General features: G+C 47.5%; 34 protein-coding genes, 1 pseudogene and 1 CRISPR repeat array. Of the genes and pseudogenes, 3 read left to right on the forward strand and 32 right to left on the reverse strand.

What is annotated here, in order from left to right:
- Nucleotides 1-287: 287 nt before the first annotated feature.
- From BLL52_RS18665 to BLL52_RS18715, 11 genes and pseudogenes are all read right to left on the reverse strand, one after another.
- Entirely contained in the window at nucleotides 288-992 is a 705-nt protein-coding gene (locus BLL52_RS18665) for a hypothetical protein (protein WP_139313464.1), read from the reverse strand.
- 109 nt (nucleotides 993-1,101) lie between these two features.
- On the reverse strand, nucleotides 1,102-1,719 hold the full coding sequence (locus BLL52_RS18670; RefSeq protein WP_075588162.1) for a hypothetical protein: 618 nt from the start codon (nucleotides 1,717-1,719) through the stop codon (nucleotides 1,102-1,104).
- A gap of 1 nt (nucleotide 1,720) precedes the next feature.
- Nucleotides 1,721-2,122: a hypothetical protein gene (locus BLL52_RS18675; protein WP_158025708.1), complete on the reverse strand. Its 402-nt coding sequence runs from the start codon at nucleotides 2,120-2,122 to the stop codon at nucleotides 1,721-1,723.
- 281 nt (nucleotides 2,123-2,403) lie between these two features.
- A pseudogene (locus BLL52_RS18680) lies at nucleotides 2,404-4,218 on the reverse strand (adenosylcobalamin-dependent ribonucleoside-diphosphate reductase); the annotation flags it as partial.
- A 161-nt stretch (nucleotides 4,219-4,379) separates the two neighbouring features.
- Complete coding sequence (locus BLL52_RS18685; protein ID WP_139313466.1) at nucleotides 4,380-4,859, reverse strand: hypothetical protein; 480 nt, start codon at nucleotides 4,857-4,859, stop codon at nucleotides 4,380-4,382.
- A gap of 166 nt (nucleotides 4,860-5,025) precedes the next feature.
- Complete coding sequence (locus BLL52_RS18690; RefSeq protein ID WP_075588166.1) at nucleotides 5,026-5,556, reverse strand: hypothetical protein; 531 nt, start codon at nucleotides 5,554-5,556, stop codon at nucleotides 5,026-5,028.
- A gap of 114 nt (nucleotides 5,557-5,670) precedes the next feature.
- Complete coding sequence (locus tag BLL52_RS18695; RefSeq protein ID WP_139313467.1) at nucleotides 5,671-5,880, reverse strand: hypothetical protein; 210 nt, start codon at nucleotides 5,878-5,880, stop codon at nucleotides 5,671-5,673.
- Nucleotides 5,881-6,067: 187 nt separating this feature from the next.
- Complete coding sequence (locus tag BLL52_RS18700; RefSeq protein WP_075588168.1) at nucleotides 6,068-6,925, reverse strand: zincin-like metallopeptidase domain-containing protein; 858 nt, start codon at nucleotides 6,923-6,925, stop codon at nucleotides 6,068-6,070.
- Between the two features lie 138 nt (nucleotides 6,926-7,063).
- The gene (locus BLL52_RS18705; protein ID WP_158025709.1) at nucleotides 7,064-7,486 is read right to left on the reverse strand and encodes a phage protein NinX family protein; all 423 of its coding nucleotides are present in this window, start codon (nucleotides 7,484-7,486) and stop codon (nucleotides 7,064-7,066) included.
- Nucleotides 7,487-7,497: 11 nt separating this feature from the next.
- Nucleotides 7,498-7,719 (reverse strand): hypothetical protein, encoded by a 222-nt coding sequence (locus tag BLL52_RS18710; RefSeq protein ID WP_075588170.1) that lies wholly within the window; start codon nucleotides 7,717-7,719, stop codon nucleotides 7,498-7,500.
- Nucleotides 7,720-7,968: 249 nt separating this feature from the next.
- Nucleotides 7,969-9,315, reverse strand: coding sequence for a replication initiation protein (locus BLL52_RS18715; RefSeq protein WP_158025710.1), 1,347 nt, complete (start codon nucleotides 9,313-9,315; stop codon nucleotides 7,969-7,971).
- A gap of 526 nt (nucleotides 9,316-9,841) precedes the next feature.
- Between BLL52_RS18715 and BLL52_RS18720 the strand changes: the two genes are divergently transcribed.
- Nucleotides 9,842-11,038: a ParA family protein gene (locus BLL52_RS18720; protein WP_075588172.1), complete on the forward strand. Its 1,197-nt coding sequence runs from the start codon at nucleotides 9,842-9,844 to the stop codon at nucleotides 11,036-11,038.
- The gene (locus tag BLL52_RS18725) at nucleotides 11,035-12,033 is read left to right on the forward strand and encodes a ParB/RepB/Spo0J family partition protein (protein WP_083634079.1); all 999 of its coding nucleotides are present in this window, start codon (nucleotides 11,035-11,037) and stop codon (nucleotides 12,031-12,033) included. Before BLL52_RS18720 ends, BLL52_RS18725 begins: the two co-directional genes overlap by 4 nt.
- A 397-nt stretch (nucleotides 12,034-12,430) precedes the next feature.
- On the opposite strand, the gene BLL52_RS21650 is transcribed toward BLL52_RS18725, so the two are convergent.
- The 4 genes from BLL52_RS21650 to BLL52_RS18745 form a co-directional block, all read right to left on the reverse strand.
- Nucleotides 12,431-12,571 (reverse strand): hypothetical protein, encoded by a 141-nt coding sequence (locus BLL52_RS21650; RefSeq protein ID WP_241839290.1) that lies wholly within the window; start codon nucleotides 12,569-12,571, stop codon nucleotides 12,431-12,433.
- Between the two features lie 195 nt (nucleotides 12,572-12,766).
- Nucleotides 12,767-13,714, reverse strand: coding sequence for a ParB/RepB/Spo0J family partition protein (locus tag BLL52_RS18735; RefSeq protein ID WP_075588174.1), 948 nt, complete (start codon nucleotides 13,712-13,714; stop codon nucleotides 12,767-12,769).
- Between the two features lie 567 nt (nucleotides 13,715-14,281).
- The gene (locus BLL52_RS18740) at nucleotides 14,282-14,605 is read right to left on the reverse strand and encodes an H-NS histone family protein (protein ID WP_075588347.1); all 324 of its coding nucleotides are present in this window, start codon (nucleotides 14,603-14,605) and stop codon (nucleotides 14,282-14,284) included.
- Between the two features lie 322 nt (nucleotides 14,606-14,927).
- Nucleotides 14,928-15,185 carry a hypothetical protein gene (locus tag BLL52_RS18745; RefSeq protein ID WP_075588175.1) on the reverse strand — a complete coding sequence of 86 codons (258 nt, stop codon included), beginning with the start codon at nucleotides 15,183-15,185 and terminating at the stop codon, nucleotides 14,928-14,930.
- A gap of 90 nt (nucleotides 15,186-15,275) precedes the next feature.
- Between BLL52_RS18745 and BLL52_RS18750 the strand changes: the two genes are divergently transcribed.
- Nucleotides 15,276-15,665 carry a hypothetical protein gene (locus BLL52_RS18750; protein ID WP_075588176.1) on the forward strand — a complete coding sequence of 130 codons (390 nt, stop codon included), beginning with the start codon at nucleotides 15,276-15,278 and terminating at the stop codon, nucleotides 15,663-15,665.
- A gap of 68 nt (nucleotides 15,666-15,733) precedes the next feature.
- On the opposite strand, the gene BLL52_RS18755 is transcribed toward BLL52_RS18750, so the two are convergent.
- From BLL52_RS18755 to BLL52_RS20545, 17 genes are all read right to left on the reverse strand, one after another.
- Nucleotides 15,734-15,997, reverse strand: a complete 264-nt coding sequence (locus BLL52_RS18755; RefSeq protein ID WP_139313468.1) for a hypothetical protein — start codon at nucleotides 15,995-15,997, stop codon at nucleotides 15,734-15,736.
- Nucleotides 15,998-16,025: 28 nt separating this feature from the next.
- On the reverse strand, nucleotides 16,026-16,193 hold the full coding sequence (locus BLL52_RS20855) for a hypothetical protein (protein WP_158025711.1): 168 nt from the start codon (nucleotides 16,191-16,193) through the stop codon (nucleotides 16,026-16,028).
- Nucleotides 16,190-16,699, reverse strand: coding sequence for a hypothetical protein (locus BLL52_RS18760; protein ID WP_139313469.1), 510 nt, complete (start codon nucleotides 16,697-16,699; stop codon nucleotides 16,190-16,192). The genes BLL52_RS20855 and BLL52_RS18760 overlap by 4 nt, the downstream gene beginning before the upstream one ends.
- A 320-nt stretch (nucleotides 16,700-17,019) precedes the next feature.
- Nucleotides 17,020-17,298, reverse strand: a complete 279-nt coding sequence (locus BLL52_RS18765) for a hypothetical protein (protein ID WP_075588179.1) — start codon at nucleotides 17,296-17,298, stop codon at nucleotides 17,020-17,022.
- Nucleotides 17,299-17,443: 145 nt separating this feature from the next.
- Nucleotides 17,444-17,899 carry a hypothetical protein gene (locus BLL52_RS18770; RefSeq protein WP_139313470.1) on the reverse strand — a complete coding sequence of 152 codons (456 nt, stop codon included), beginning with the start codon at nucleotides 17,897-17,899 and terminating at the stop codon, nucleotides 17,444-17,446.
- A 114-nt stretch (nucleotides 17,900-18,013) separates the two neighbouring features.
- Nucleotides 18,014-18,469 carry a retropepsin-like aspartic protease family protein gene (locus tag BLL52_RS18775; protein ID WP_158025712.1) on the reverse strand — a complete coding sequence of 152 codons (456 nt, stop codon included), beginning with the start codon at nucleotides 18,467-18,469 and terminating at the stop codon, nucleotides 18,014-18,016.
- A gap of 152 nt (nucleotides 18,470-18,621) precedes the next feature.
- Nucleotides 18,622-19,056 carry a hypothetical protein gene (locus tag BLL52_RS20530; RefSeq protein WP_139313471.1) on the reverse strand — a complete coding sequence of 145 codons (435 nt, stop codon included), beginning with the start codon at nucleotides 19,054-19,056 and terminating at the stop codon, nucleotides 18,622-18,624.
- Between the two features lie 3 nt (nucleotides 19,057-19,059).
- Complete coding sequence (locus tag BLL52_RS21140) at nucleotides 19,060-19,536, reverse strand: hypothetical protein (protein WP_139313472.1); 477 nt, start codon at nucleotides 19,534-19,536, stop codon at nucleotides 19,060-19,062.
- Nucleotides 19,499-20,140, reverse strand: coding sequence for a zinc-finger-containing protein (locus tag BLL52_RS18785; RefSeq protein WP_075588182.1), 642 nt, complete (start codon nucleotides 20,138-20,140; stop codon nucleotides 19,499-19,501). Before BLL52_RS18785 ends, BLL52_RS21140 begins: the two co-directional genes overlap by 38 nt.
- Before the next feature lie 182 nt (nucleotides 20,141-20,322).
- Nucleotides 20,323-20,724 (reverse strand): hypothetical protein, encoded by a 402-nt coding sequence (locus BLL52_RS18790; RefSeq protein WP_075588183.1) that lies wholly within the window; start codon nucleotides 20,722-20,724, stop codon nucleotides 20,323-20,325.
- Between the two features lie 147 nt (nucleotides 20,725-20,871).
- Nucleotides 20,872-21,180, reverse strand: a complete 309-nt coding sequence (locus BLL52_RS20535) for a hypothetical protein (RefSeq protein ID WP_139313473.1) — start codon at nucleotides 21,178-21,180, stop codon at nucleotides 20,872-20,874.
- 48 nt (nucleotides 21,181-21,228) lie between these two features.
- Nucleotides 21,229-21,555 carry a hypothetical protein gene (locus BLL52_RS20540; RefSeq protein WP_139313474.1) on the reverse strand — a complete coding sequence of 109 codons (327 nt, stop codon included), beginning with the start codon at nucleotides 21,553-21,555 and terminating at the stop codon, nucleotides 21,229-21,231.
- A 31-nt stretch (nucleotides 21,556-21,586) separates the two neighbouring features.
- Entirely contained in the window at nucleotides 21,587-21,973 is a 387-nt protein-coding gene (locus BLL52_RS18800) for a hypothetical protein (RefSeq protein ID WP_075588185.1), read from the reverse strand.
- Nucleotides 21,974-22,103: 130 nt separating this feature from the next.
- Entirely contained in the window at nucleotides 22,104-22,793 is a 690-nt protein-coding gene (locus BLL52_RS18805) for a hypothetical protein (protein WP_139313475.1), read from the reverse strand.
- Nucleotides 22,794-22,846: 53 nt separating this feature from the next.
- Nucleotides 22,847-22,966: a zinc ribbon domain-containing protein gene (locus BLL52_RS18810; protein ID WP_139313476.1), complete on the reverse strand. Its 120-nt coding sequence runs from the start codon at nucleotides 22,964-22,966 to the stop codon at nucleotides 22,847-22,849.
- A gap of 18 nt (nucleotides 22,967-22,984) precedes the next feature.
- Nucleotides 22,985-23,318: direct repeats of the CRISPR family, unit length 28 nt; unit sequence TTGATACCTATGCAGGCATAGGGCTACC.
- A gap of 64 nt (nucleotides 23,319-23,382) precedes the next feature.
- Complete coding sequence (locus tag BLL52_RS18815) at nucleotides 23,383-23,856, reverse strand: helix-turn-helix domain-containing protein (RefSeq protein WP_075588187.1); 474 nt, start codon at nucleotides 23,854-23,856, stop codon at nucleotides 23,383-23,385.
- Between the two features lie 285 nt (nucleotides 23,857-24,141).
- Nucleotides 24,142-24,387: a hypothetical protein gene (locus BLL52_RS20545; RefSeq protein WP_139313477.1), complete on the reverse strand. Its 246-nt coding sequence runs from the start codon at nucleotides 24,385-24,387 to the stop codon at nucleotides 24,142-24,144.
- Nucleotides 24,388-24,485 lie beyond the last annotated feature (98 nt).

Genomic DNA, 24,485 nt, shown 5'->3' on the forward strand with positions numbered 1-24,485 from the left:
TGGGTACTCCAGTTGGGTTCAGCAAAATTGCATGAACTGATTAGGAATGCCGGGAATTTAAAAAGTACCTTTGCCTTTTCAGGTTTTTGACATAACAACTCAGTAACTCCGGCAATTTCGCCGTGGTTTTCTTGTCGGCCCCGAGCCGCAGGACGACATCGAAATGCAGCACTCTCTTTTTGAGTGATTTTTAGTCTCCCCAAAAGGCCACTCCTTGCGAGTGGCCTTTTTCATGGGCGTGAAAAAACCCGCGCACAGTGATGTGGCGGGTTAGGGTTGAACAAAAATCAGGCGAGCGATGTTTCAGCCTGTTTGCAAATGGATTCGAGCGTCATGATGGCGTCGGATTCAGCACATTCAGTGCTGTAAAAGCCATAACACTGTTCAAGTTGTTCGATAGAAAAACGAGTTTTACCGTCTTCATTGACACCATTGGCCGTTGCCTTGACTACTTCAAGAGAATACGAAACGCCGTTGAGCCAATTCGAAAATTCTTCAAAGAATTGAGTCCCAGGTTTCTTCCATGATTTTGGAATGGCAAAGAAAGCAAACGAGCTGTCCCAACGGCATGACAAATTAACACCTTCACGAAAAGACCCCGTAAGAATTGCCTTTGCTGACCGGATAGCATCGCCAACAAGTCGGATATTTGTGTCGCCATGTTGGTATTCTTCAACAGGGTAAACCTTCATACCATCCTTGAACAAAGCCACCGCATCATCAGTGCTACCGTTGAAAATTGAATTGCGACGTGGGGAGATGTAAACTGCATAGTCTTCTTCAGAACGTTTTCGATAAGTTGTGACCTGCATAGCTTCTTCGCTTCCCTCATCACAATATTCTTCGGAAATCAAACGGGCCAGGTAAACACTGTTCGAGTCGTCAAATGCCGTGTCAAGGATTTTCGCATTGATGCTGGCCTTCTTCAGAAACGGTTCAATAGCGGAACAGACGGCGAGACTTGAAAAATTCACCAATTTTGTAAATGTCATTATTAACTCCAAAAAAGTGTCAGCGAAATTGCTGATTGCACTTAACTTGGTAATGCCAACAAATAGGAAAGTCCACAACATTGCTGTTGTGGACTTAGGGGGAATCAGATCAAACGTCGTAGCGTATTTCAGCGACACACAGACAGACATCCAGTTGCGAGCCCACCTTGAATGCCCTCACAACATCGCAATAGCGAGATCCAGGCCCTTTACATGAGCGCCCAAAAATACCAAAAGCAAATTTTTCAGCAACCTCCACGCTCAGATACTCACCATCAAGCCTTTCGACCAATGCGTAAGCATCGCTGCCATCACACCCGTTATCAATGACGCCAATCTGAGTAAGTTTCATTTCTGGATCAGGCTGTTGATCCAGCGTTCCCATATGCTGCTCATCACAGTGAGGGGGAATCAATGGGGCAATATGCCAAGGCTCGCCAGATTTCCCCCGTGAAACCGCCACCTCATCCACAGAGTCAAAAGGTCCGGCAAAAGTCAACCCATCAATCGGATTGCCAATCACTGCCACACGTTTTGAAAAACGGCACTTGCTCCAACTCTTACGAGCTTCAGTTTTAGCCTCACTCTGCTGGGCAAAACGTTCGGTTCGACCGCTGTTGTAGAGAAGTAGCCATGGCTCATGAGGTCTATAACCAAAAGCCAGTTTGGACTGCTTGACAATCTGAGCAACAAAAGCCCCTGAGATGTTGTAGATAAACAGCGCCACGTCAAACCCCTTGTAACGACTTATCCAATGCAACCCATGCTTTAAACGCCGGGGTTTCATCAATCGTCATCCCTCGCTGCGTGAGCGTGCCGATGACTTCCAGACTGTCAATCTGATCAGCACACATGGCGACAGTGGGGTACGACGTAGACATCCTTCCATAAGCACACACTGCCCGTTCTTCAAAGGTTTTCAGGTTTGATGCGTGGTGCATATTCCCCTCAAAATACACAATGGTTGCCAATAGGTCACGGGTACGGAATCCAACGAGGCTCGAACCAGGCTTCACCAAGTTCGACCACATTGCCTGCTTTTCCAACTTTGGCACCAGGACAAGACCAGGCTCTCCAAACGCAGGGCGTCCAACAACAGCAATCACAAAATCAGAATTTTGAAAGTTCATAAAAATCTCCAGAAAGGTAAAGCTCCAACGAAATGTTGCAACTGACTTAGTAATGATGAAATAAAAAAAAGGACTCAAGCAAAATGCCTGAGTCCTTTCGGGGTTTGAATAAACAGTTGTCACACGGAGCATGAACCCACGTAATGACAATGATCGCAATGTGTGCAGCCGTCCCTCAAGTGCAGGGAATGGTGGCCGCAGTCAGGGCAAAGATCCCCGCCAGTGCCTTGGTAGGCATCAGCTTCAACCTCTTCACTCACCTCGACACGTTCAACAGTCGGATTGACAGTCAGAACGGCACCACGGGCAGCACTAGGCCGGTACGTCGTGATTCCCTTCAAGCCAGCTTTCCAAGAGCGCATGTACAAATTGCGGAACTCTTCAAACGGGTAATTTTCAGGGACGTTCACCGTCTTGCTGATGGCAGAGTCAATGAACGGGGCCACTGCTGCAACCATGTCGCAATGCGCTGTAGCCGTCATCGACAAAGCAGACACAAACGACTCTGGCAACATTTCAGTATTGCCACCCATTGCAACAAACACCCGATAAGCATGATCCTCGACAACGTAATCTTTTGAACTTCCATCGGGCATGCGTTTTTTGCGGTTGTAAGACCACGCAAACGCCGGTTCGATGCCGTTGCTGGCGTTGTCCGCAAAGGCCAATGAAATCGTACCCGTGGGGGCAATCGATGTCAGGTGCGAGTTGCGAATCCCGTGCTTGCGGATCTCAGACCGGATCGACTCTGGCAAACGCTTGATGTAGTCGCCACCTTCGTCAAGATACTTCACAGCATCGAACAACGGAAAAGCGCCCTTCTCTTTCGCAAGCTCAACCGACTCCAGGTAAGCCGTGTCGCGCATCACTTCAGAGATCATCGCCGCCATTTTTCGCCCGGCCTCACTGTCATAGCGCAAACCCATCATCACCAGAGCATCACCCAGCCCAAGAAAACCCAAGCCGACACGACGTTTCGAATGAGCTGACTCACGTTGCTGCTCAAGCGGCCATTGGGTGACATCGAGCACACTGTCAAGCATCCTCACACCGCATCGAACCGCCTCTTTGAACGACTCAAAATCAAAATACGAATCGAAAACAAGGTCAGACCCGAAACCCGTATCTATTCCTGCCAGGTGTCCGAATGGATTACGAACATGAACTGTCAGGTTGATTGATCCCAAATCGCATGCGCCGTAGGCCGGAAGTGGCTGTTCACCACAAGGATTTACGGATTCGAGGACTTCACAATACCGCAAATTATTCTCACGATTAATTGTGTCCATTTGCAGTACACCCGGCTCTGCAAACTCATACGTGGACCGCATGATCAAGTTCCACAATGCGCGAGCCCGAACCGTTCGGTAAACCCACATTCCATCACGGCGGCGATACTGACCAACCTGAAGGTCACACGGTTGGCAAATGTGGGCAAGTTCCCAAAAGCCATCGCTTTCCACTTTGCGCATAAAGGCATCAGTCACACCCACACTCACGTTGAAGTTCGTCAGGGCACCAGGCTTGCGCTTGGCGGTGATAAATTCTTCGATGTCTGGATGTTCAATGTTGAGCACTGCCATCTGAGCGCCACGACGTGAACCAGCGCTTTCTACGGTGTTGCACATTGAGTCGAACACGGCCATAAAGCTCACTGGCCCGGATGCCATTGACATGGTTCCTTTAACGAGAGCACCTTTGGGGCGAATCCGTGAAAAGTTGTAGCCAACACCACCGCCCCGACGCATCGTTTCAGCGGCTTGAGTCAGCGCCGTCATGATTCCAGCATGGCCATCTTCAGGACTCAACTCGCCACTCATGGCATCAGCGACAGGCTGTACAAAGCAGTTCATCAACGTGGCGCGCAACCCGGTTCCTGCTGCGGAATGAATACGACCAGCCGGGATGAACCCAAGTTGATCCATTGCTGAGTAGAAGCGCAACTCCAATTCAACATCACCAACTGCAAGTGCTTTGGCAACCCGGTGACGAACATCTTGAATCGTGCGATCATTGGTGCCAGTCTTGCAGTATTTTTCGACAAACACATCAAGCGTTACTTGTTGTGGTGCCAACTCATTCGATTTTGAAAACATAAAGATCTCCAGTTGTGTATCGCAGAAATTGCGAGACTGAGTAGTAATGCTGTATTCAAAAAAATAGACAAAAAAAAGCCCAAACACGAAATGTGCTGGGCTTGGGAGAGACAAAGGTTGCTTGGAGCAACTGGTGATGACGAATTAAATCAAAATCATCTTTAAACAACCAACCTTAAAGAGTCGGTCAAACTGTGAAGAACCTTGTACTCACTTACAAGTTGAAGATATTGCTTGTATGTGATTTCACGGTCATTTACCTTGGAAATCAAATCACAACAATAATTGCCAAGCAAAAAGCTCGGTAAGTCATGCAAGCGGTCAAGCGCCTGATCATCACGCACATAAAACCCGCAACGAACCACAGACTCAAGCGCATCATCTTTGGTATTGAAGACCATGTGACCGCTGAAACCATCCAAATCGAACGATTGAGTGCGCCAATGCTGGTTGTTCGACATGTCGGGACAAATGAGCATCCAACGGTCCTTACCATCACCATCTTTAAAAATAGCCATGTCATCAAAACGAAAGGCATGAACCAAAGCAGGATCTTCGGTCATTGGTCTGACGTTTTGCAATTCAGAAAGGCCAAAAAATTGATCCGATTTAACCGTATCAAAAGCAGTAAGCAAATCCATAAAAACTCCTGAAAAGACCTTGCGAAATTGCAAGAGACTTGGTTTGAAATGCTTGAAAAAGAAAAAGCCTGACACAAGGTGCCAGGCTTAGGGGAAAGAGAACGTCAATGCAAGCTAAAGCCAACAATTGAAGCACAAAGGAGTGACGTGAACACTCAAAAAATCACTAAATTACGCAAGATGAAATCTTGGCAACACCTTCAGCTTTTTTAATTACATCTTCCAGAGAGCCCCAAGCAACACCAACGTCCCGTTGTCCATGTTCTTCGGGCCAATGGTCTTTCACCAATTGCAAAGCAATTTTTGCAGCTCGCAGGAGGTCTTTTGAGGCACATATCAAATTTGCGTTCGCAAGACTTACAGCCTCATCAACCGCACCAACACGCCCAAGCACGGCAACGATTTCAGAATTATTGGGATTGCAGCAGACAGCGATATGATCGCAACCGTCAATGTACCCAACATCGATTTGCCAGGGACCGGGTGATACCGGAGATGCATCAACGGTCAAACCGAACGATTCATCAATCAAAGAATTGACATTGACATCACAAATGTCAGCATCAGCCTTGGAAAAAGCACAATCCAGATTACCCATTTTCAAGTCAAATTCGGCAAATATCACAGCCTCTGTAAAGTGTGATGCCTCGAACGTTTCAACAATTGTCTTCGTGTTTTTCAGATCAAATCGTTTCATAAAAACTCCAATTGTGTCAATGCAAAAGGCATCAACTAAGCTGGTAATGGGGCTTTTACGAAAACGCCATGAAAAAAGCCCCATCTCAATGAGTGGAGCTTTAGGGTGTCAAAGTTAGATCGTCGGTTTAGTGTGTTCAAGACGCCATTTTTCAAGCGACATGCGCTCTCCATCATTGCAGTCCTCGCACATCCACTGATCCCAAAAGTCCTTTTCAGCAAGCCCTTGGCTTTCTTCGATGTTCCAGCACAGAGCTACGCCACAGGATTCACAAATCGGAGTCAATGCACCATCCATTGTGCCACCATGTTTATGCAATCCCATGTTGAACATCCTCCAGTGATGGGCCAGACAAATCGCTGATGGCGATCACAACGGTTGAATCATTTTCCATAAATAATCTCCAGTTTGCGCCAACGAAATTGTTGGTCACTAAGTAGGTATGCCCAAAAAAAGAAAAAACCAGAAAACCGCAAGATGCGGAATTCTGGTTCAGGGATTTGATAATAGATTACCCAGCGAGTTGCAATAGGTAGTCACTGATCAACTGCGCTTCGGACGCAGCTTTCAAAAGCGTTGGCTTTTTGTCGGAAAACTCATCAAGCCAAGGCTGCAAGTAGGCAGCATGGTTGTCAATTTGCGCCTGTGTGCGCGGCAAATTTAACGAGCTGCAAATCATGGTCGCTGCAATTTCAGCCCGAATTTCTTCGTAGCTGTAGCTGATGCGCTCACGTTCTACACGGCCTTCCTTCATGGTCGCGTGACTCATTTCATGAACAAGCGAGCTGTAAAACTCATACGTGTCATCAAATGATCCGCGTAGAGGCATGCCGATTTTGTCTTCAGGCGGGAGATACCAGCAGCCGCCGTTTTGCGATGGTTCAACGTAGCTCAAGCCTTGCGACTTGAGAGCGTCAAGCATTCGCTCCACAGCATCAACAGACTCAATCGGATTCGTCGGTGTTTTGCCATCAAGTTTGATGCCCTTGACCTGATCGATGTTGAAGACGGTTGCCGCACGAAATCCTTTTAGAAATTCCTTTTCTACACCGGTTTTCTTGTCAAGTTCCTTTTTGATCAGAGGCACTTCGATCTTTACACCGCGTTCACCAGCCAAATTGCCGCCCATCTTGCTGGATTCGAGAAACGAAATCCAACGATTTGACCAGCCCTGCCTCATCGAGATCATTTGCAGATACAGACTGTTTCCACTGCGGTAGGATTTACCTGTGATCACGTTGGCTGGACGACCTGGGGCTGCACCACCTTTCCACGTCTTTTGCCAAGGCGCGACACCGGCGACCATGCTTGCAAAAAGAACCTCAGCGAGGTTGAAGGCTTCAGCGGGATTTACAGATTGCGTTTTCATATTCGATCCTTTCAGAAATGGCCAACGAAATGTTGTACCTGCACTGGTAATGCCGACCGAACGAAAAGCATGAAAAAAGCCCAAAACGCGGAAAGCGTAATGGGCTTGGGGATTGAACAAACAGCTTGGTTGAAGCACTCAAACAAGTTCTTTTGGAACCCTAACAAAATCTCCGAAATTAAAAAGAACCAAACACCTCAATTTGGCCTCTAACTCAGTCGCACCAATGGCGGTCAAAACAGCGCCGTCACTTTTAAGAATGGTCGCTTTCCAGACACCCGGTTTAAAGCCAACGCCAGTTTCATCAAAATGAGGCTCAAAACAAGCTGAAATCTTCTGGCGCTCGCAAAGCGGTCCACCAATTGACCAGTCTAAAAAATTCAATTTATCAAACCTTGTGTGATAACCGTTTTGATCAACGTAGTGCTTTGAATGGTTCATCGCACTGTCAGGGTTGGCCATCTTCCATTTGTCAAGCTTTGCTGGTAAGAAACCAATGCTTTTTGCCACCGCCCAATTTAAGGCATCTGCATTCAAACAATTTGTGTTTACCTGAATCATGACGCATCCAATCACGGGTGATCCCGTTGGTTCCATTCGCCAGCATCAAGTGCGTGTTGAGCGTCGGCCTGGTGCCTGTAATAACCAGTAGATTCACGAGAACACGGGCCTTCGTCGCTGCATGTTCCTATGTAGTAGCCAGCAGCAGAACGCATGACCATCAGTGGCAAGCGTTTTTTGCAGTATTGAAGTGCAAGCTGACCAATCATGGTGTGAATGGTTGTAGTAGTCATGGTAAAAAAATCCTTTTAGTTCAGTTATGTGTTGATAAAACATCAGCACTGCACTGGTTATGTCGGAATTTCGTAAAGTAAACACTACACTACAAACAGCCGCGAGGCTCCGCGTTTCACCTCCCTGAACACGGCCCCTTACGGGGTTCACCAGGCTTGATCCAGAATTTTTTTCTGATCTGATCACTCGTCTAACTGGCGCTACAAGCTATGCCTTTCCGAATTCAGACAACACCTTGCAGAGATAAGCTAGTGGGTCGTAGTTACGTCATTGAGCCAGTTAGATCCATAGGTTGAGATTGCGTAAAATATTACGGCCTCATGCAGCAATAGACCTTGCTCCCAACTTTCCTCGTCAAGTTTTCGTTGAGTCGATGGTGTCAGCAGTCCCTTGTCTCTCAATCGATCCACTGCGCCTAAAACATACGGTTTTTGAATATTCTTGGCTAGCGCCAAAAACTCTTCAATGACTTCAGCTCTGCGTGTCTCTTCCCAACTCTTCACCGGCTTTTCTTTTGGCAAACCCAATTTGTTCGACGGTTGGTTTTGATCGTCATGTTTGACTCTTGCGTCTGCGTCAAAAAGAACGGTTTTGAGATATGCCGCCTTGTTTGCAATGGTTGGTAGGTGTGGTGCATTGGTGCGATTTTCCAGTGCCCTAAGTCCATAAAGCATTACCTCTTCACTTTGACCATTGTTTAAAAAAGAACTGATCATTGAAAGCGGTATATCAGATTTTCCCGCTTGCTCCAGAATTTCGCTACTCATGTTTCGCACCGCTTTTTGTGTTTTTATCCTTTTAAAAGTCACTTGAAATTGGACTGATGTGACAGCTTTCCCGGTTTTAGTTTCAATGAGTTCAATTTCAATGTCTGAAACCCTATTTATTTCGTCGCGTGCGCCAGGCAATGACGACTCCTTAAATTTTCGCCACTCACGCCGCTTCATTGGCACTCCTGTCTTCTTATCAATTTTCGGTGCAGTTCCCGTAAGTGCATCCACCCACCATTCGGGACTTTGTTTTGCAGTAAGACCGCTTGGATTGTGTTTGTACCTTGCACAAATTTCATACAGCGCAATAGCCGCGTAGGATGTCAGTTGTGCAATAACTGTCTGATCAATCTGCGTGTAGACCCTCATGTCAAGAATTGCCTCAAATAAAGTTGGCGGGTACGACCATGAAACCCAATACGCGCCGTCACGCTTTAGAAGATCCACCTCGGACAACATGCCCATCGACTTCCAAACCACAGGAGAATTTGCATCTGGAGCACGCCAGTCAACCTCCAGTTTTCGCATATCGCTCAGGTAATCTTTCACGAGGTCAATGGTGTTGGATTTATTGGCTGTAACTGATGCCGATAAATCAGTTAGCCGAGCACTAAAAAAAGTACCCGCATCCAATTTCAAACATTTATTCCTAATTTCCAGAATTTGAATTTGCGTCGAATGCAGCATAGAGTTGTACATCTTTCGCGCAAGCATCGGTAACTTCCCGGCTTTAGGGATCATTACCAAAAAATCGTTTGGTTTTTTCAGTAACTCTAGCGCACTTGGCTGATAGGTTGTTGGCATCGGCTCTTCGGGTATTGTCATCGGGTGTTCCCTTTTGGAATTTTTCAATGGTACACCAACTGTCTCCAATCTCATATAGCAGAGACAGTAAAGGCTTTTAGCCGCGCTTGCAGTCACTTCTAAGTAGTGGACATTTGGACTTTTCCCCAATGAACACCGATAGAGACTCAGTGGGAATTCAGCGCTTTTTCGCTCTTTTTAGAAACTTTTACGAAATTGTGGATAACGGGATGACGTAGTTCTATCTGGTGGACAGTTATTTCTAAACACCGGACAGTTGCTTCTAAATAATGGACAGTTGCTTCTAAGCACCGGACACATCAAGTTCACAACCCTTTGATTTATATAGATAATTTATAGTTATCCACAAGCTAAAGTGTATTAAATGACTTCTCTAAAGAACCTTCTTAAAGACCTAGATTTGTTAGATCGACACCACTTAGACACCAGACAAAGCAGCAAAACAGCCGTAATGAGCATAAAACATTGCAGAAAAAACTTTACAACTCGTTTTTTGCATAAAATTACGAAAAAGGAGAACTTTTATATGAAAACCACTATTCCACTGAAACCAACAATAAATCTCGCTTCTTTGATGAAAACAGCGGCGAATGCTTTGGATATTGTGAACCAGGTTCGCTCCAACATGTTTGCGCCTAACTCTCACAAAGCATCACCACTATTCACAAGTTCCCGACTTGCCGGCCTCTGTGGAATTGAAAAGTCAAAGATGGCCTATCACTTGAAGAAGCAGACTCTTCCTGGTGGAACCAAAGATGGTGCACGACTGGAATTTAGTCTGGATGATGCTCAACAGTGGATCAAAAAATTTAGGGCTGACAAATTGCGTGATGCGAAGACAAGCGCCGGAGTTGTCATCACCGTTGCGAATTTCAAAGGCGGCGTCGGCAAGACGAGTACCGCTGCAGTTCTTGCTCAAGGCTTAAACCTACGAGGCCATAAAGTTCTCATCATCGATGCAGACGCGCAAGGCTCCATATCAACAATGATGGGGCTTGACCCTACGGATGTGACTGAGGATCAAACCCTACTTCCTATTTTCACTGGTGAAAAGACATCTATTCTTGATGTGTTGCAAACAACATATTGGTCGGGTGTGGACATCGTTGCGGCTGGGCCAGCACTTTACAACGCCGAATTTATTCTGCCAAGCCGTCAGAAAACAGAGAAGGGTTTTGAATTTTGGAAGGTGCTTGAAAACTCATTGGTGGAAGCCTTGGATATTTATGACGCAATCATCATCGATTCACCACCAAGTTTGAGCTACATCACCATCAATACGTTGCTGGCCGCGAATGGGCTGGTTATGCCACTTCCCCCTAACGCCCTTGACTTCGCCTCTAGCGCTCAATTCTGGAATCTGTTCACTGAACTTTTTGAAGGGTTGTACAAAGACCAGGATGCCGCTAAAAAGTATTACTTTATCGACATCTTGCTTTCGCGTGTGGATAAAGCAGATGTTGTAAGTGCTGCAGTGCGTAATTGGATCATCGCCGCATATGGTGGAAACGTGTTACCAATTGAAATACCAAAGACTTCGATTGCGGCAACTGCATCGGCTGAATTCGGAACGGTCTATGACCTTGATCCATCAAGCACCAAGTCGTCAACCTTGATTCGCGCAAGAGATGCCTACGATCTGTTTGTTGACTATATTGAAATGCAGATGATCGGCATTTGGTCAAACGATTCAATTTCTAACAAACAAGGAAATTTAAAATGAAGAAAAGTGCCGTGAAAGATCGGGCGATGATGCCGCTTGTCCCGTTGCAGTTGACCGATGCGCAAGTCGGTGAAATGAACCCTCTGGAAAAGCCCGTGACTGGCCCAGGTTCAATGATGGCATTCATGAAACGTGAATCAGCTACGTTCATCGAAAATCAACAACTTCGAAGCGAACTTAACGACTACAAGACTGCCAATCTGACTCGCAAGCTAGACCCAGCATCCATCGTCCGCAGCAAATGGGCCAACCGGCACGAACAATCGTTTGCCGACAAGGAATTCCTGAAACTCAAAGCTGAAATTGACGGAGCGGGCGGCAACGTTCAGCCGATCAAGGTTCGGCCTCTAGCTGGCGAACAAGGCAAGTTTCAAATTGTCTTTGGCCACCGTCGCCACCAGGCTTGCCTTGAGCTGGGCCTGCCGGTGCTCGCCATGATTGAAGACCTCTCTGAACAAGAGTTGTTTTCGCAAATGGATCGTGAGAACCGCTTGCGTGCTGATCTGCGGCCATACGAACAAGGTGTGATGTACGCCAAAGCGTTGGACGGCGGGCTGTTTCCTTCAATGCGAAAGATGGCTGACGCTTTAGGAATCCCTCAAAGTAGCGCGAGTCAATACACTGCATTGGCTCGTTTACCCAAAGAAGTCCTGCTTGCGTTCGAATCCCCATTGGACGTACAACAGAAGTGGGGTGGGCCTTTAACTCAAACGTTTCAGCAAAACCCGGATTCTTTAATGGAAAAGGTTAGGGTGATTGTCGGACAATCACCTCGCCCAAAAGCAGTCGAAGTCTTCAAGACATTGATTGCAACGACGGGTGATTGTTCGACAATCACCCCACCATTGACCCCCATCCCCATCACCGGCAAGGACAACCAGGCCGGGCAAATCCTATTCAATCCAAAGAAGCAGGCCATTGAAATCAATCTGTCCGGCGTGCCCGAGAGCCGCATTCAGGAGCTTGAGAGGCTGATTAAAGAGTTCCTTTCCTGAGTGCCGGCGGGGTCTGCGGTCGCGGCAGAATGATTCAGTTTCACGGATTCAATCAAGAGGGTGGATAAGTCCACCCTCTTTTTGGTTCAAAATCAGCCGCCACACCACAATGAAGAGCCAAATAGTCGTAAAACAATTGGCGCTAATTGTATTTAATTAGCGCAAATTAAATCGACCGAAATTTCACGATCTCGCCCTTCTCATTTCGCCACGCAACAGGAATAGAGCCGGTCACGATCCTTGTCATCGGCCCCGTGAATTCTGTCAATCCAGGGCAGGGCAGGGCGATTCCATCAGCCTGGGTGCTTGGTGAGTTCAGTACCGCAACGTAAACCAAACCATCCCCGTCGGGGTTATGAAGACGCACATAGCGGGGCTTCAGGCGCTCGTCTTGCGATCACAGCAGTACGACCATGACCTCGTACAAACCTACTTTGCGTGCGATCCACTCGGATGATTCATGGCTCGTCGGCTTCTGTCCTGCGCCCGCTGCAGCACGCACCTGCTTGGCAGCGCCTTCTATCCGGTTCTTGTTCATCGGCTCGCAATTTATGCTCCGCGCTTCCTTTCCACATTCGGTCACCCTTATGCAGTTGCGCTTGCGCTTCGTTCGTTGTGATCAACTTGCGGCGGGACTTGCACCCGCAGGAGAGCGCCCATGCTGGGCGCACCAAAAAAACCCACCGCAAAAAGCAGTGGGTTCGGGGTGACGGAGTAGACCAGGATGAATAAATCAGCTTTGGCCTTCTTCAATATCAGTTTGGCGAGGATCAACTTCAGGTTGACCTTTGCCATCGCCGCTCTGGATCTCAGTAAGCAGCTTTTCAAGCAGATCACGGGTATCCTGACTCAAGCCTGCAAAACCCGGATCTTTATGAACCTGAGTTGCGGCCTCATAGAGCTTCGGTGCAGCCTGCTTGACAAACTTGGCCTGATTGAACACAAAAGGCTTTGAAACCGTCTGTGCTTTTTTGACCTTGGTTTTACCTTCAGTAGTCGCAACATCAACGGCATTCTGGACCGCATCCATGACTTTGGAGCCATGAGTGTTCAAGAGTTCAATTGCCAAAGTTGCCGACATCTCAGACATGGCCACCATTTCGCGCAACTTCGCTGGAGCTGCCATAAGGTCAAGCCGATTCTTGATCAGCGGAACTGTGATGCCGGTGCGTTTTGAAATCACATCGAGATCCCAACCCAGGCGAACCAAACGCTTGCAGACAATCGCGCTCTCGTAGTAAGACAACGACTTACCACCATTGCCACGGATCAATGAAACCGTGATGTCGTCCATGTTCAAGCCATGGGTACTGACAACCACAGGCAACTTCTCCAACTTGGCACCTTCCAAAATGGCGATCTTTGCAGCAGCCAATCTGGTGTGTCCTGAGTAGATGAAAATTGTCTGAGTGCCATCATCGTTTTTGTTGACGTATCCAGCCAGAGGGCATTCTTGGAAAAATCCCTCAGAGAGAATTGAGTCAGCCAGGCTGCGAATGTGAGCCTTGTACGCATCGTTCATGACACGGGGATTCAAATCTTCAATGACTTGGATCTCGTTGATTGGTACCTGCCAAAGATCACGCGAACCAGATCCGGTGTCCTTCATAGCAATCTTGATAGAACCGGGCACCAGTACCTTGTCGAAGTCTTTTTCCAGAAGTTTCAGTTGAGAATCCATTTTGAATGTCCTTAAAAAATAAACGTCTTCACGAGATTATGAAAACTGGTTAGAGATGCCAGCTTCAAGAAAACAAATTTCAGACACCACACGGCAACAAATTTGTGAGTGTCTTGCGCATTTCACCGGGCAGAAAAAGGTTGTTGGCACCGCAGACGACGTTTACGCACACAGCACATGAGCCAAGAATCTGGATTGGCCTGATCTCTTAATCTACGCTGACTCCAAACTTACACAACAGCATCCCCTCTTGGATTTCCAGAATTTGGCCCGTCCATGATCTCATCAGCTATTCAATTCAGCGACCCAGCAAATTTATCTGCAATTAGCCACTGGCATCGATCTCTATCGCCCAAACACCAAAAAATCATCGCCAGGACGACTCCAGAGCCGTTTTCAACCGTTTTGCATATGCTAGGCAGGGCAATAGCCAAATAACGCAGCCACGATGATCCTGGTGGGTCATTTTTTCAATCAAAAACACCTGTGATTGGCTTGGCTCTGGATTGTTCTTGGATTCAGATAAAAAAAAGCCACCATATAGGTGGCCGATTTGCATTGGCTGAGTTAGACCAAGAAGTCTTCCACAACTTTGCCGCCTTCAATGGCAGCAGTTAGCCAACGTGGTTTCAACCCACGACCCGACCATGTTTGGCCTTCGCTGTCGCGGTATTTCACTTCGGCTTTCTTCCCAACCTTGTTCGACTCGATCCGAATTGCGTCAGACTTGAATTTCAAATCACCAGGACGAAGCGCATAGGCCGCAATCTTCTGGTTCACATCGGAAATCACCGAGGCCAGTTCCGTCGCACGAATCTGATTGGCGCGTTCTTTGAGTGCTTCAATTTGCAACTCGATTTCATTGAGGGTCTGAAGGTTTTCGTTTTCCATGTTATCCATGTTAGAAGTTGATGATGATGATGATGATGATGAAATTTTAGTATAAAAACAATAAAGAAAAAGATTAATATGAAGAATAATCTATTTAAATTGCAGAATTGTTGATTAAAAAACAACAACACCATAAAGAAAACCCTCGACGAATCGAGGGTTGGGTTGAAAATTAGAGAGGGGTTAAAACCGACTCTTATGTTGGATCAATTCCCCCGAACCATCAATGAGCACTCTCCACAGAACAATTGCGGGCGCAAAAAATCCTACTGGTGTATCAGTTGCTCCTTTGATTAAGCCAGTTAAAAAAGACTTCATTTGTTTACAAATCCTTCATTGCCTTGTAGGTGGAAAAAACAACCCACCAAGCTAAGAACACAATGTCAGCATAAAGGATACCAGTTTCAACGACTTTTAGCAAATCACCGAACTCAGTACCTACGATGCCTCCATACCAGTGTACAAAGACACTCAAACCTCCGCCAACTAATGCCAGAGATACGAACATGGCCGCTCCCACGAGCATGTGTCCCACGAATTCGCCCAGCACTTCCAACGCCTTATAGTTTTTATTTTTCATATCACAGCTCCTTTAAGCCAAAAGTCACAAGCAGGATTGCCTTGACTGATGTAGTTATGTCGCTGAAAAAAAAAGGATCACAATTCATCCATGAACCTCAATCTTGACCCTCAAGCACTGCGTACTTGCATGAAACTTTGGCGGGATATTTTGGATATGAAAGCACCAATTCACGAAGGCCTGCTTACTCACATCATGAATCGACGGGGCCATAACCTAGTCAACTTCAAGGCGACTTCTGCCGCCTGGCTGACCCTTTTACGTGATTGCACCCCAATAGATCCAGACAACACAGATCTGGCAGGCTTGGTGCGTGAAGTTGAGGAATTCCACAATTGGGTCAACGCTGGATTGGATGAGATGGAGACTTTGGCCATGCAAGAACAATTGCAAGACGGCCTGGATCAGCTCTACAAAGACCCATTCATCAAGAAGAGCCTGCGTCAGTTTCTACGCGGCAAACACAAAGACGAGGGGTAGGGAGGCACGGGCGTAAAAAAAAGGCCACAGAACGAGTCTGCGGCCTTTCGGGGGGATGTGATAGGGTGCTAGAGGCGGCGGTTAACCACTCTCACACCAGCTTTTCGCCATTCGTTCACACGGTGACGCTGACAGGCCTTGTAAACCGGGCTGGGTTTCCAAGGCTCATACACATCAACGACACCAGAGCGACGGTTGATACGATCATCAATGCTGCCTTTTGCAAGATCAGCCAACCACACCAATCGAACTGCTGTGTACCAAACAATACGACCGTCAACAAACTTGTGCCGTGGTGGGGCACGCTTGATGTAGTCGCGGATCTCGTTCACGTCCAAGGATGTAAGTTTCATAGCGGCCTCACAGGTTCCTGGCTTTCCAGGCCGTAAGAGCGGTATCACCATTGCAAGCAGTCACGACACCAAGCACGACCCGGTTGCCCAAATACTTGCGCTGGTATTCACGATTACCTTCCCATGCGAACAGTTGCCCGGTCAGGTTAGAGTAGATGATGCTGAATTCTTTCATGCTGGCACTCCTTCAGACCGCAGAAAGAACGATTCTTCAAGCTGGTCAAGATTCATAAAAGTTACAGCAACTTTTGGTATCTCATCGCCATCACCTTCACTCGCAAGCCTCGTAACCATGGCAGTGCCAAAGGCGTCAATCTCGATTTCCTCATCGTGCAAAATGACCGTGTAATGAACGCCGCAAAACGCACTGCAAGTCAGCATGATTTGACCGGGTTTGCCGATCATGTTGCCGTCGATTTGAGTGTCAATCATAAAACCATCAACCACCACCGTTCCAGCAGATTTCAATGCGGACGACAGCGTTGTTTTAATCGATTTATCAGAATACTCCAACAAATCACCAATAAAACCACCTGATTCTTCAACTTCAGGATCGAATGCAACAGCCCAACCATACCGCCTAAGAAACCGCATACGATCTTGGAAAAAAACGCAAGCGGATTTGTAGGCTGCTTGCAAGAGAGAAAATAGCGATGAAACGCCAATGTCATTTAAAGTCATAAAATTCTCCATCAATGTGACTGCGGGATTGCAGTGTCACTAGATGGAAATGTCATACCAAAAAAAAGCCTGCACAGGGGCAGGCTTTCAGGTGTAGCTACACACGCTAGATCAGATTAAAAAAATAAGCTGGTTACGCCTCCAGAATGACGCTAACGGGGTCATCGCTCTAATCCCGCCCTCTATTCAAATGCTACCTTTATACACGCTTCGGGTTCCGTGTTTATGTAAATTTAACACATACCAATATTGTTTGCAACTGACACATAATGAAAAAGACCATGAAGCAGTGCTTCACGGTCTTTAGGGTTTGACAATAATTATTGAAGATAAGTTTCAACAATCGCTTTAGCGTGAGAACTGCATTGAAGCGGTTCGGCACAAAAAACCTCAATTTCTTGAGACGCCTTGATAAACCAAAGCACAGAAACGCCAGTGTCGCCACGGGCAATGATGGCACCATCGAAGTTAATTCCTTGCGGGCCAATCACATCAGCATTGACGGTTTTCAGTAATTCAAGACCAGATTGCTGGCAAATGAATTGAGCTGGAAAAGCAGAAACAGTAGCAGAAGAAGAAGCAAAAAAGGTAGAGCGCATGGTGTATCTCCAAAAAATCCGGCGAAATTGCTAGGGACTTAGACTGGAGATGTGAGCTTCGTGAAAAGTCTTGGAAACCACTGATTTGACGACCTCAAGGTCATCAGGTTGTCAGATTTCTAAGCTTCAATTTAATTTTCACAAATCAGATTTTTAGCATCGCCCCCTCAGTCAAAGGAGCTGTAACCAAAAACGAAACAACGACTTTCGGTAAGTTTTCACCAACCTCATCAATCTCAATGTCTTGATCAGAAAAAATGACAGTCAATTCGTCATCGCACTCAAGCATCACCTGGTTAGATTTTCCCAACAATGCTCCGTCAATTTGAGTGGTGACTTGATAGCCATCACAGAAGACCGTTCCAGCCGAAGACAAAGCCTGAAACAAGGTCGTTTTGAAGGTCATCGTTGCGGCCTTGGCTGGTGCTGTGGCCTGCTGAATGCGAGCCTCAATCTCGCTATCACAATCTTGTGCCCATCCAAAGCGTGCAATTGAGCGCATCCGGTCTTGAAGGTAGCCGTAAGCCCATTTGAAGGCATCACGTTCAGCCTGAACCAAAGCAACAGACGAAGGTGGTTCGCCAGGGAAATTTGTAGTCATGAAAACTCCATGTGAAGTCTTGCGGGATTGCAAGGTACTTGTGATGGAGATGCCGGGCGCAGTCAAACCTCGTTGTGCCGTCGGCGCACAGAAAGCAGGGCAGGGTAGGGCGCTCTAGCGCGATTTCAGGACCAATTGGTCTTTGGTTATGGTCACGTCGAACTTGGACAAAAAGGACTGCCCCAAAAGAGCGTTGGCACGCATGCTGCTTATTTGTAGGCCGGTGCCAACCGTGACAGGAACGCCAAGGTTGTCCCCAATGGAAACCATCACATTGCGCACCAAGCGACCAGGCACATTGCCATTCGCCGTTTGAAAAGTCACCACGTTGCCGCCAAAGATGCCAGCCTTAGCAGCCAAAGACTCACTCACTCCCACTAGGCTCGCCCCGGTGTCCACCAGAAATACCGTTCTAACCCCATTCACGGCACCCTCGACGTAAAAGTGACTGTCTAAGTCCCTTGGAATTGACCACTGGCCAACAGCTATTTGAGTTGCTGGGCATGGAGCCATGTACGTCTTCATGCCCCAATAGGCCAGACCCATCACACCGAGCCAGAATGCCAGCATTTTCAGCAGGCCTGCCTCTCGCCTTTGGGGTGGTTGGAGCACACCACCGGCACCTTCCCCACTGTACGCGGCATGCATCGTTCTGGCTGATTCAATCTGTTCGCGCTTGCGCTGTGCCTCGTAATACTAATCCCGGTCTTGGACGCCCATGTTTAATACCTAACCAAAGTAGAAGAAATGGAGTAGCTAGTGGATGCACCTGAAAATATTTTTGAAGAACTTCCACTGAAATTTAGCGTCGTTCCAGAGAGGGAAAGGTACCCGCTATAAACACCTTCCAAGTCTTTATCAGCACAGCCGGTCATGTTTCCAGTGTGTTGAAATATGCTTGAAGAAGGGGCAACAATTCCTTCAATCTGACATCCGTTTGCAACCCGAAAAACGAATTTTCCTGTTGAACTAATTTGTCCGTACATCAGTCCTACCCAAAAGGTATTTGCCTTACCTGTGTTGCTTTGAGTTGCTGACATCTTCACATCATTCGTCCACTTCCCCGTAATGGCATCAAAAGGCCCTGGTGCTGCCTGAGCTGCGATGCCGCAAAAAAGAATGGTAGCCGCGAGTAGGGTTTGGTGGTGTTGCTTCATTGGTCAATACCGCGACATCTTCGACGTAACCAACAAAGCATCCGACCCTACCATGAACACTCTGGTTGTGGTCATCGTGAGTGACATGGTGCGCCCATCCATCGTAATTGCGCCTTTGTAAGAGTCATTGAAAACCTTTGAGTCGCAATCACTGACTTTCACCGCAACTGGAAATCGAGACACATTGAAGTTGTCCGGTTGTGACGTGCCGTGGAGCTGGCATCCGTTGGGCAATGAAAACCGAAGCACTCCCTCTCTGTTAACTTGCCCGTAGGTTGTTCCGGACAACACACTGTCTTTGCCGGTCGTGCCTCGATTTGTGGCCGTGAGCTTGATGTCACCATTCCATCGCCCATAGGTGGCATCAAACAGGCCTGCGTGAGCCGTATGCCCCATCACCAGCAGGGTACTAAGCAAAAGAAGTTTGAATCGCGTCTTGAGACTAGGCATTGTAAAGGGTGCGATGTGGATTCGTGTCATAGTCAATCAACGTCTTGCCAGCTTGGGTGAGCACCCAAAATATTTGCCGACTTCCACGCTTCGTCACCTTGTTCACAAGCCCGTTTTTTGCGGCTTCATTGAGAACCTTGAGATGGCCACGATATTGCTGGTAGGGCAGGGCACCGGCTGGCCTCGTATGGCTTTCGATGTACAGGTAGCGCAAGGGCAATTTCAATACGAGAGTTTCCTGATTGACGGCAGGCACCAAAAGCTTTTCAACACTCGCGGCAAAAACATTGGGGTTTGCCAGAATTTCTTCGGTCTGTGGCTCCCGCAAATCGCCTACCCGGAACAGCTTCACGCCGCGAACCTTGCCGATCAAGCGCATCACTTCCTGCCGGGGTGTTTTGTTCCGATCACTGATCTCGCTGATCAAATGAACAACGCGCTTACGTTGCTCCCTCAAATAGCGGTTGGCAAGCGTGCCCATCGGCTTCGCGTCGTCACTGGCGCTGACATAACTGTCACATGCGGGATAGCCTTTGCAAACAAACAAAAAACCATACCCAGCGCGTTTATAAACCCTCTCAGCGGGAAAATATTCAATGTCAGAAAAGCAGTATGGACACTTCAGCTCATTCATGTTGCTGACTCCTTTTCATGTTGCAAAGATTGTAACCAAAGGTTGGTTGTCTAACAAGACACAAGAAATTTTGAAATAAAAAAAACTCCAAAGCGCGAGGCGATGGAGTTTTAGGGTGGTTGAATAACGATTTCAGGCGAACAATAACTTGTTCCGTTCAATCGCCGCATCCAATTTGGCAATCAATGCCGGGTCATTGGATCAAGCCAAAAACCAAAGCTATAGCCTTTAAAGTTGCCACAAAAGCGCACTGCATCGGGCGCTGCTTCATAGATCGGTTTGGTAACGTAGTAGATCGTCTTTCCGAGTTTGACGTTGTACCGTCCATACACACTACACCATGCGCGACTGCGGTATGGAGCTATAAACTCATCAGCAGGATCACCACAAGTGTCTTTGCTGTAATCCATACGTGGATCGAGTTGCCACATTTCAAGTGCCTTAAAAAGCCCGCTGAGGTTGTTTTCAGGCCAATTGGGAATTGTGCAAACATCGCCAATTCGGAACGACAAAATCTTGTATTCAGGATCATCCAGGTCAGTTGACGTTGCAACTTTAAATTCATAAAACACATAAAAAGTCATTCATATACGAAAAATATTAAATTTAGCAATCACTTCTGCATGAAGAATACTACTATATAACCCAAAAAAAGCCACCACTATAAAAGTGATGGCTTAGGGGTCAATGGTTGTAATCAATTGCCGTTAGGCAAGTTGCAAAAGATTAACTCAATTTTCTGGTGCCGCAGCAGAAGGTGCAATTGAGTTGTAAACCGAGCGAACATGAATCATAACGCCCGAAACAGTTTCGGCAGCACGATCAGAACCCGAATCACTTAAATGACACTTCCAAGCTTCAAGGAACCCGATAGTTTCCCGTAGTGCGCGTAGTAACGCAATAACCGGATCGACAGGTACACAAGAATCAACCGTAGCACCGTAACTTTCAGCGACACGGGGCGCGACCTCATCAATACTTTGCCCTCGGTAAATTTTGACTTTCAAAGTGTCCGTCTTGAAAGTGGTTTTGCCGCGCATGGTTACTGTGTACTCAACAGGAAAGGGGTCGTCGCCTGGCAGATCAGGTTAAGCACCAAACTTGAACGGAAGAACATCAGGTTTGAACGCATCAATCATCGCCGGGAAAGCCGATTCAATGCGACGGCGATTGTCGAGATCGGCCTTGAACCACAAATCCGCCAACCCTGAAGCAAAGGCGCTGCTGTCTTCATTCATTTTCTTGAATGTTGTGTGCAAATCATCATTGTTCAACCCATGCTGAGGCGTGAGCGCATGACTTTCAAAAACGTGAACCTCATTACCGTTTTCATCCTCGGCGGCTCCAAGAAACCGCTTCCCATGAGATGCGAGGGACTTGTCTTCAACTTCAGAGTTTGAAAAAATTAGATTCATAAAAGCACCTATTAAAAAAATTGATACATCATCAGGCCGCGTATGCGAGCGTAATTACAGATCCGAAGTCTGAAACGGCTTCAAACGTCTTTCCAGACAAAAGAAGCTCATCAGTACAACGAGTTGGTGATTTGCCGGCCATCTCAGTGAAATGGGCCACAGCGAGGTCGCTGGTGGCAAAAGACTGACGACCAGTGCCATCGGTGTCACGGGTGGTCACGATGTAGCCAGTCAAACGATTGGCCTCAAGACTGAACTCACGGGCGACCGCTTCAATCGCGTCCTGCGGTGTTTGACACCCTTCAACCATTTCTGCAATGTCTGAGTCAGCCAGGCACTCCACAACAGTATCCCAGCCTTGGGTGTAATTGGCCAATGCATAAGTCTTCACGGCTTCAATCAAAATAGTAGCGTTCATTTTTCATCCTTGGTTAAGTCTGACCGGAATTGGTACAGCACTGCACTGGTTATGTCGCTCAACAAAAAATGGCTCGACCAAAAGAAAAAACCCACCACAAATTGTGTGATGGGCTTTCTGGGTGGGATGATTACACGGGTGCAAAAAGGTTGGCCCGTTCAGCAAAAACGTGAGCGCCAAGCGTTAATTCATAGCGTTTGGCGCTACCTCTTTTCGTCATGTGCAGTTTGACTGAGCCACTTTCGGAAAAAACCTCACTGATTACAACGGTGCTAAAGATGCCACTGCCGCATGAAAACGCGCCTTTGTGAACAAATCCAACAGCCAGCTTGAACCGGTCAATTGCATCCACACAAAGCGCCTGGAAGTTGCGTGCTTCTACAGCTTTTCGGCACTGATAGATTTCGTAACCGATCATCCGTTCAAGCACCTTTTGGCCAAGTGGATCGCTGTCATGACTATCAAAGGAGCCGCCCGTGGCGAGTCCTTCGCCGCAACCATCAGAGACATAAGCCTTGGTGGAAACGCGACCGCCTTCCAAGATCATGCGAACGAGGGCATAGTGTCCCCGTGGAGAAGCAACAACCTTGGCCGCGAGCTGCTTGGACAAGACACGGTTTGATTGCCAAAGATCCTTTGCTGCGACTTGTTCGTCGAGAGTCAAAGTCACGATCAGAACTGACTCGCAACCGAAGCCGCCCATGTGCTTAAAGACAAATGCCTTGAACTCATCTTCGTAAAACAATTTCGCCGCGATTGCAGCTTCACAGGCGAGAACCATCGCGGCGGGGAAATCAGAAAGAGAAGGGTTTGATTTCAAAATAATCTCCAGTTGTGTTCAGCGAAATGCTGAGACTGTCTGGAGATGTCGGATCAACGTAATAGACGCTCATGTCCGAGCGCGAGAATGTTTCTTGCAGCGTTCACGTCGCGGTCATGAACTGATCCACAGACATTGCAAGTCCACATAGGGCTACCAGGGCTGCGGGCCATGCCTACCCGGCCATGTGTTTGATACCTATGCAGGCATAGGGCTACCGATCACGGCGGATTTCAAGCTCAGTCATCACTCTTGATACCTATGCAGGCATAGGGCTACCAGGGAATTTCCCTGCGCTCATCCAATTTCGTACTTGATACCTATGCAGGCATAGGGCTACCCGGCCATACGCGCGTTATGGAGCTTTGAAACGATTTGATACCTATGCAGGCATAGGGCTACCCGGCCATACGCGCGTTATGGAGTTTTGAAACCATTGATACCTATGCAGGCATAGGGCTACCGCCAACCGTTGTTATTTTGGCTCTTGCGACCATTTGATACCTATGCAGGCATAGGGCTACCTCTCACCGTAAATCATTGATTTGATTGAATAATATCACCATATTTACTTGTGCCAATTTTAGTATTATGATTTAAAGTTTTGCATATTATCAGAGTTTTTCTTCGACAACTCATCCAATACGCGATTCACGTTCGCCGTCAAAATTTCGTCACTTAAATTACCTTCACTGGAAAACACATTCCAGGTCAGGTCGATCAAATCAGCTTCTGATGCTTCAGCGGCCAGCGTCAGGCTGGCTTTGTAGACCTTGGCGAAGACAGTTGAGAAGCGTTTTCTGTTGACCGGGTTGGCCAATGAGTGCTGCACGCCTCGCGGCACGCCAAAGGCAATGTAGGCCGGGTCAATCCCTTTGGCCTCCAGACCATAAAGCTGCTCCGTCGTGGGGCACCAGGCTCCGGCTTCGTATTTCAAAAGAGAGAGTTTGGTCACGCCAAGGCGCTCTGCGAATTGCGTCTGGTTTTCACCGAGCTTCTGTCGCTCCGCCCGCAAACGCTCGCCAAGCCGCTTTCTGAAGACGTGACTGCTTAACTTTTCCATGAGCGACTTTCATTGGGAGATGTATCGCTCACTATACACGCTTTGTGGTGCAATGTATAGTTTGCTATACCATTGATTTCAGAGGGGTGCGACTTCAGGCATTTAATTGACACACATCTTAATCATTGTTAAGATGCGTAGCAAACCCGATGCATAAATTAAAAGGAATCGTTTTCAAGCTATGTTGGTGGATTTGGTGATTGCGACGCTTGCTCTGGCTACAGCCAGCCTGCACGGTGTAGGAAGTTCCCCCTGGGAGTCCCCATCGAGGCGCAATCAAGCAACTCAGTGTTGAGTTGAGCCTAAATCATAAACAAAATTGAAAAAAACAAGACCATGACAGCCGCCGCCTTTTTTGCAAGTTTCCACCGTCGCGTGAGCTGCACGACCAACGTGCTTCGCTCGCGTGAATTTGATCAACACGGTCAGTCGCACAGCGTCGGTAAAAGCTGTATCGATTGCCCTGGCTGTGAAGACCGTTGCGGCGATATGGGTGTGGCTGAGTTGGGTTACGCGCTTGAACGAAGTCACAACACACTCAGATTGTCATGGGCATGCCCTTCTTGTTCAACGACCGTTCACGAAAACACCACTCTGCTGACTTGCTCAACAGACGCAAAGACCATCGC

Source organism: Rhodoferax antarcticus ANT.BR, assembly GCF_001938565.1.
GTDB classification, from domain to species: domain Bacteria; phylum Pseudomonadota; class Gammaproteobacteria; order Burkholderiales; family Burkholderiaceae_C; genus Rhodoferax; species Rhodoferax antarcticus.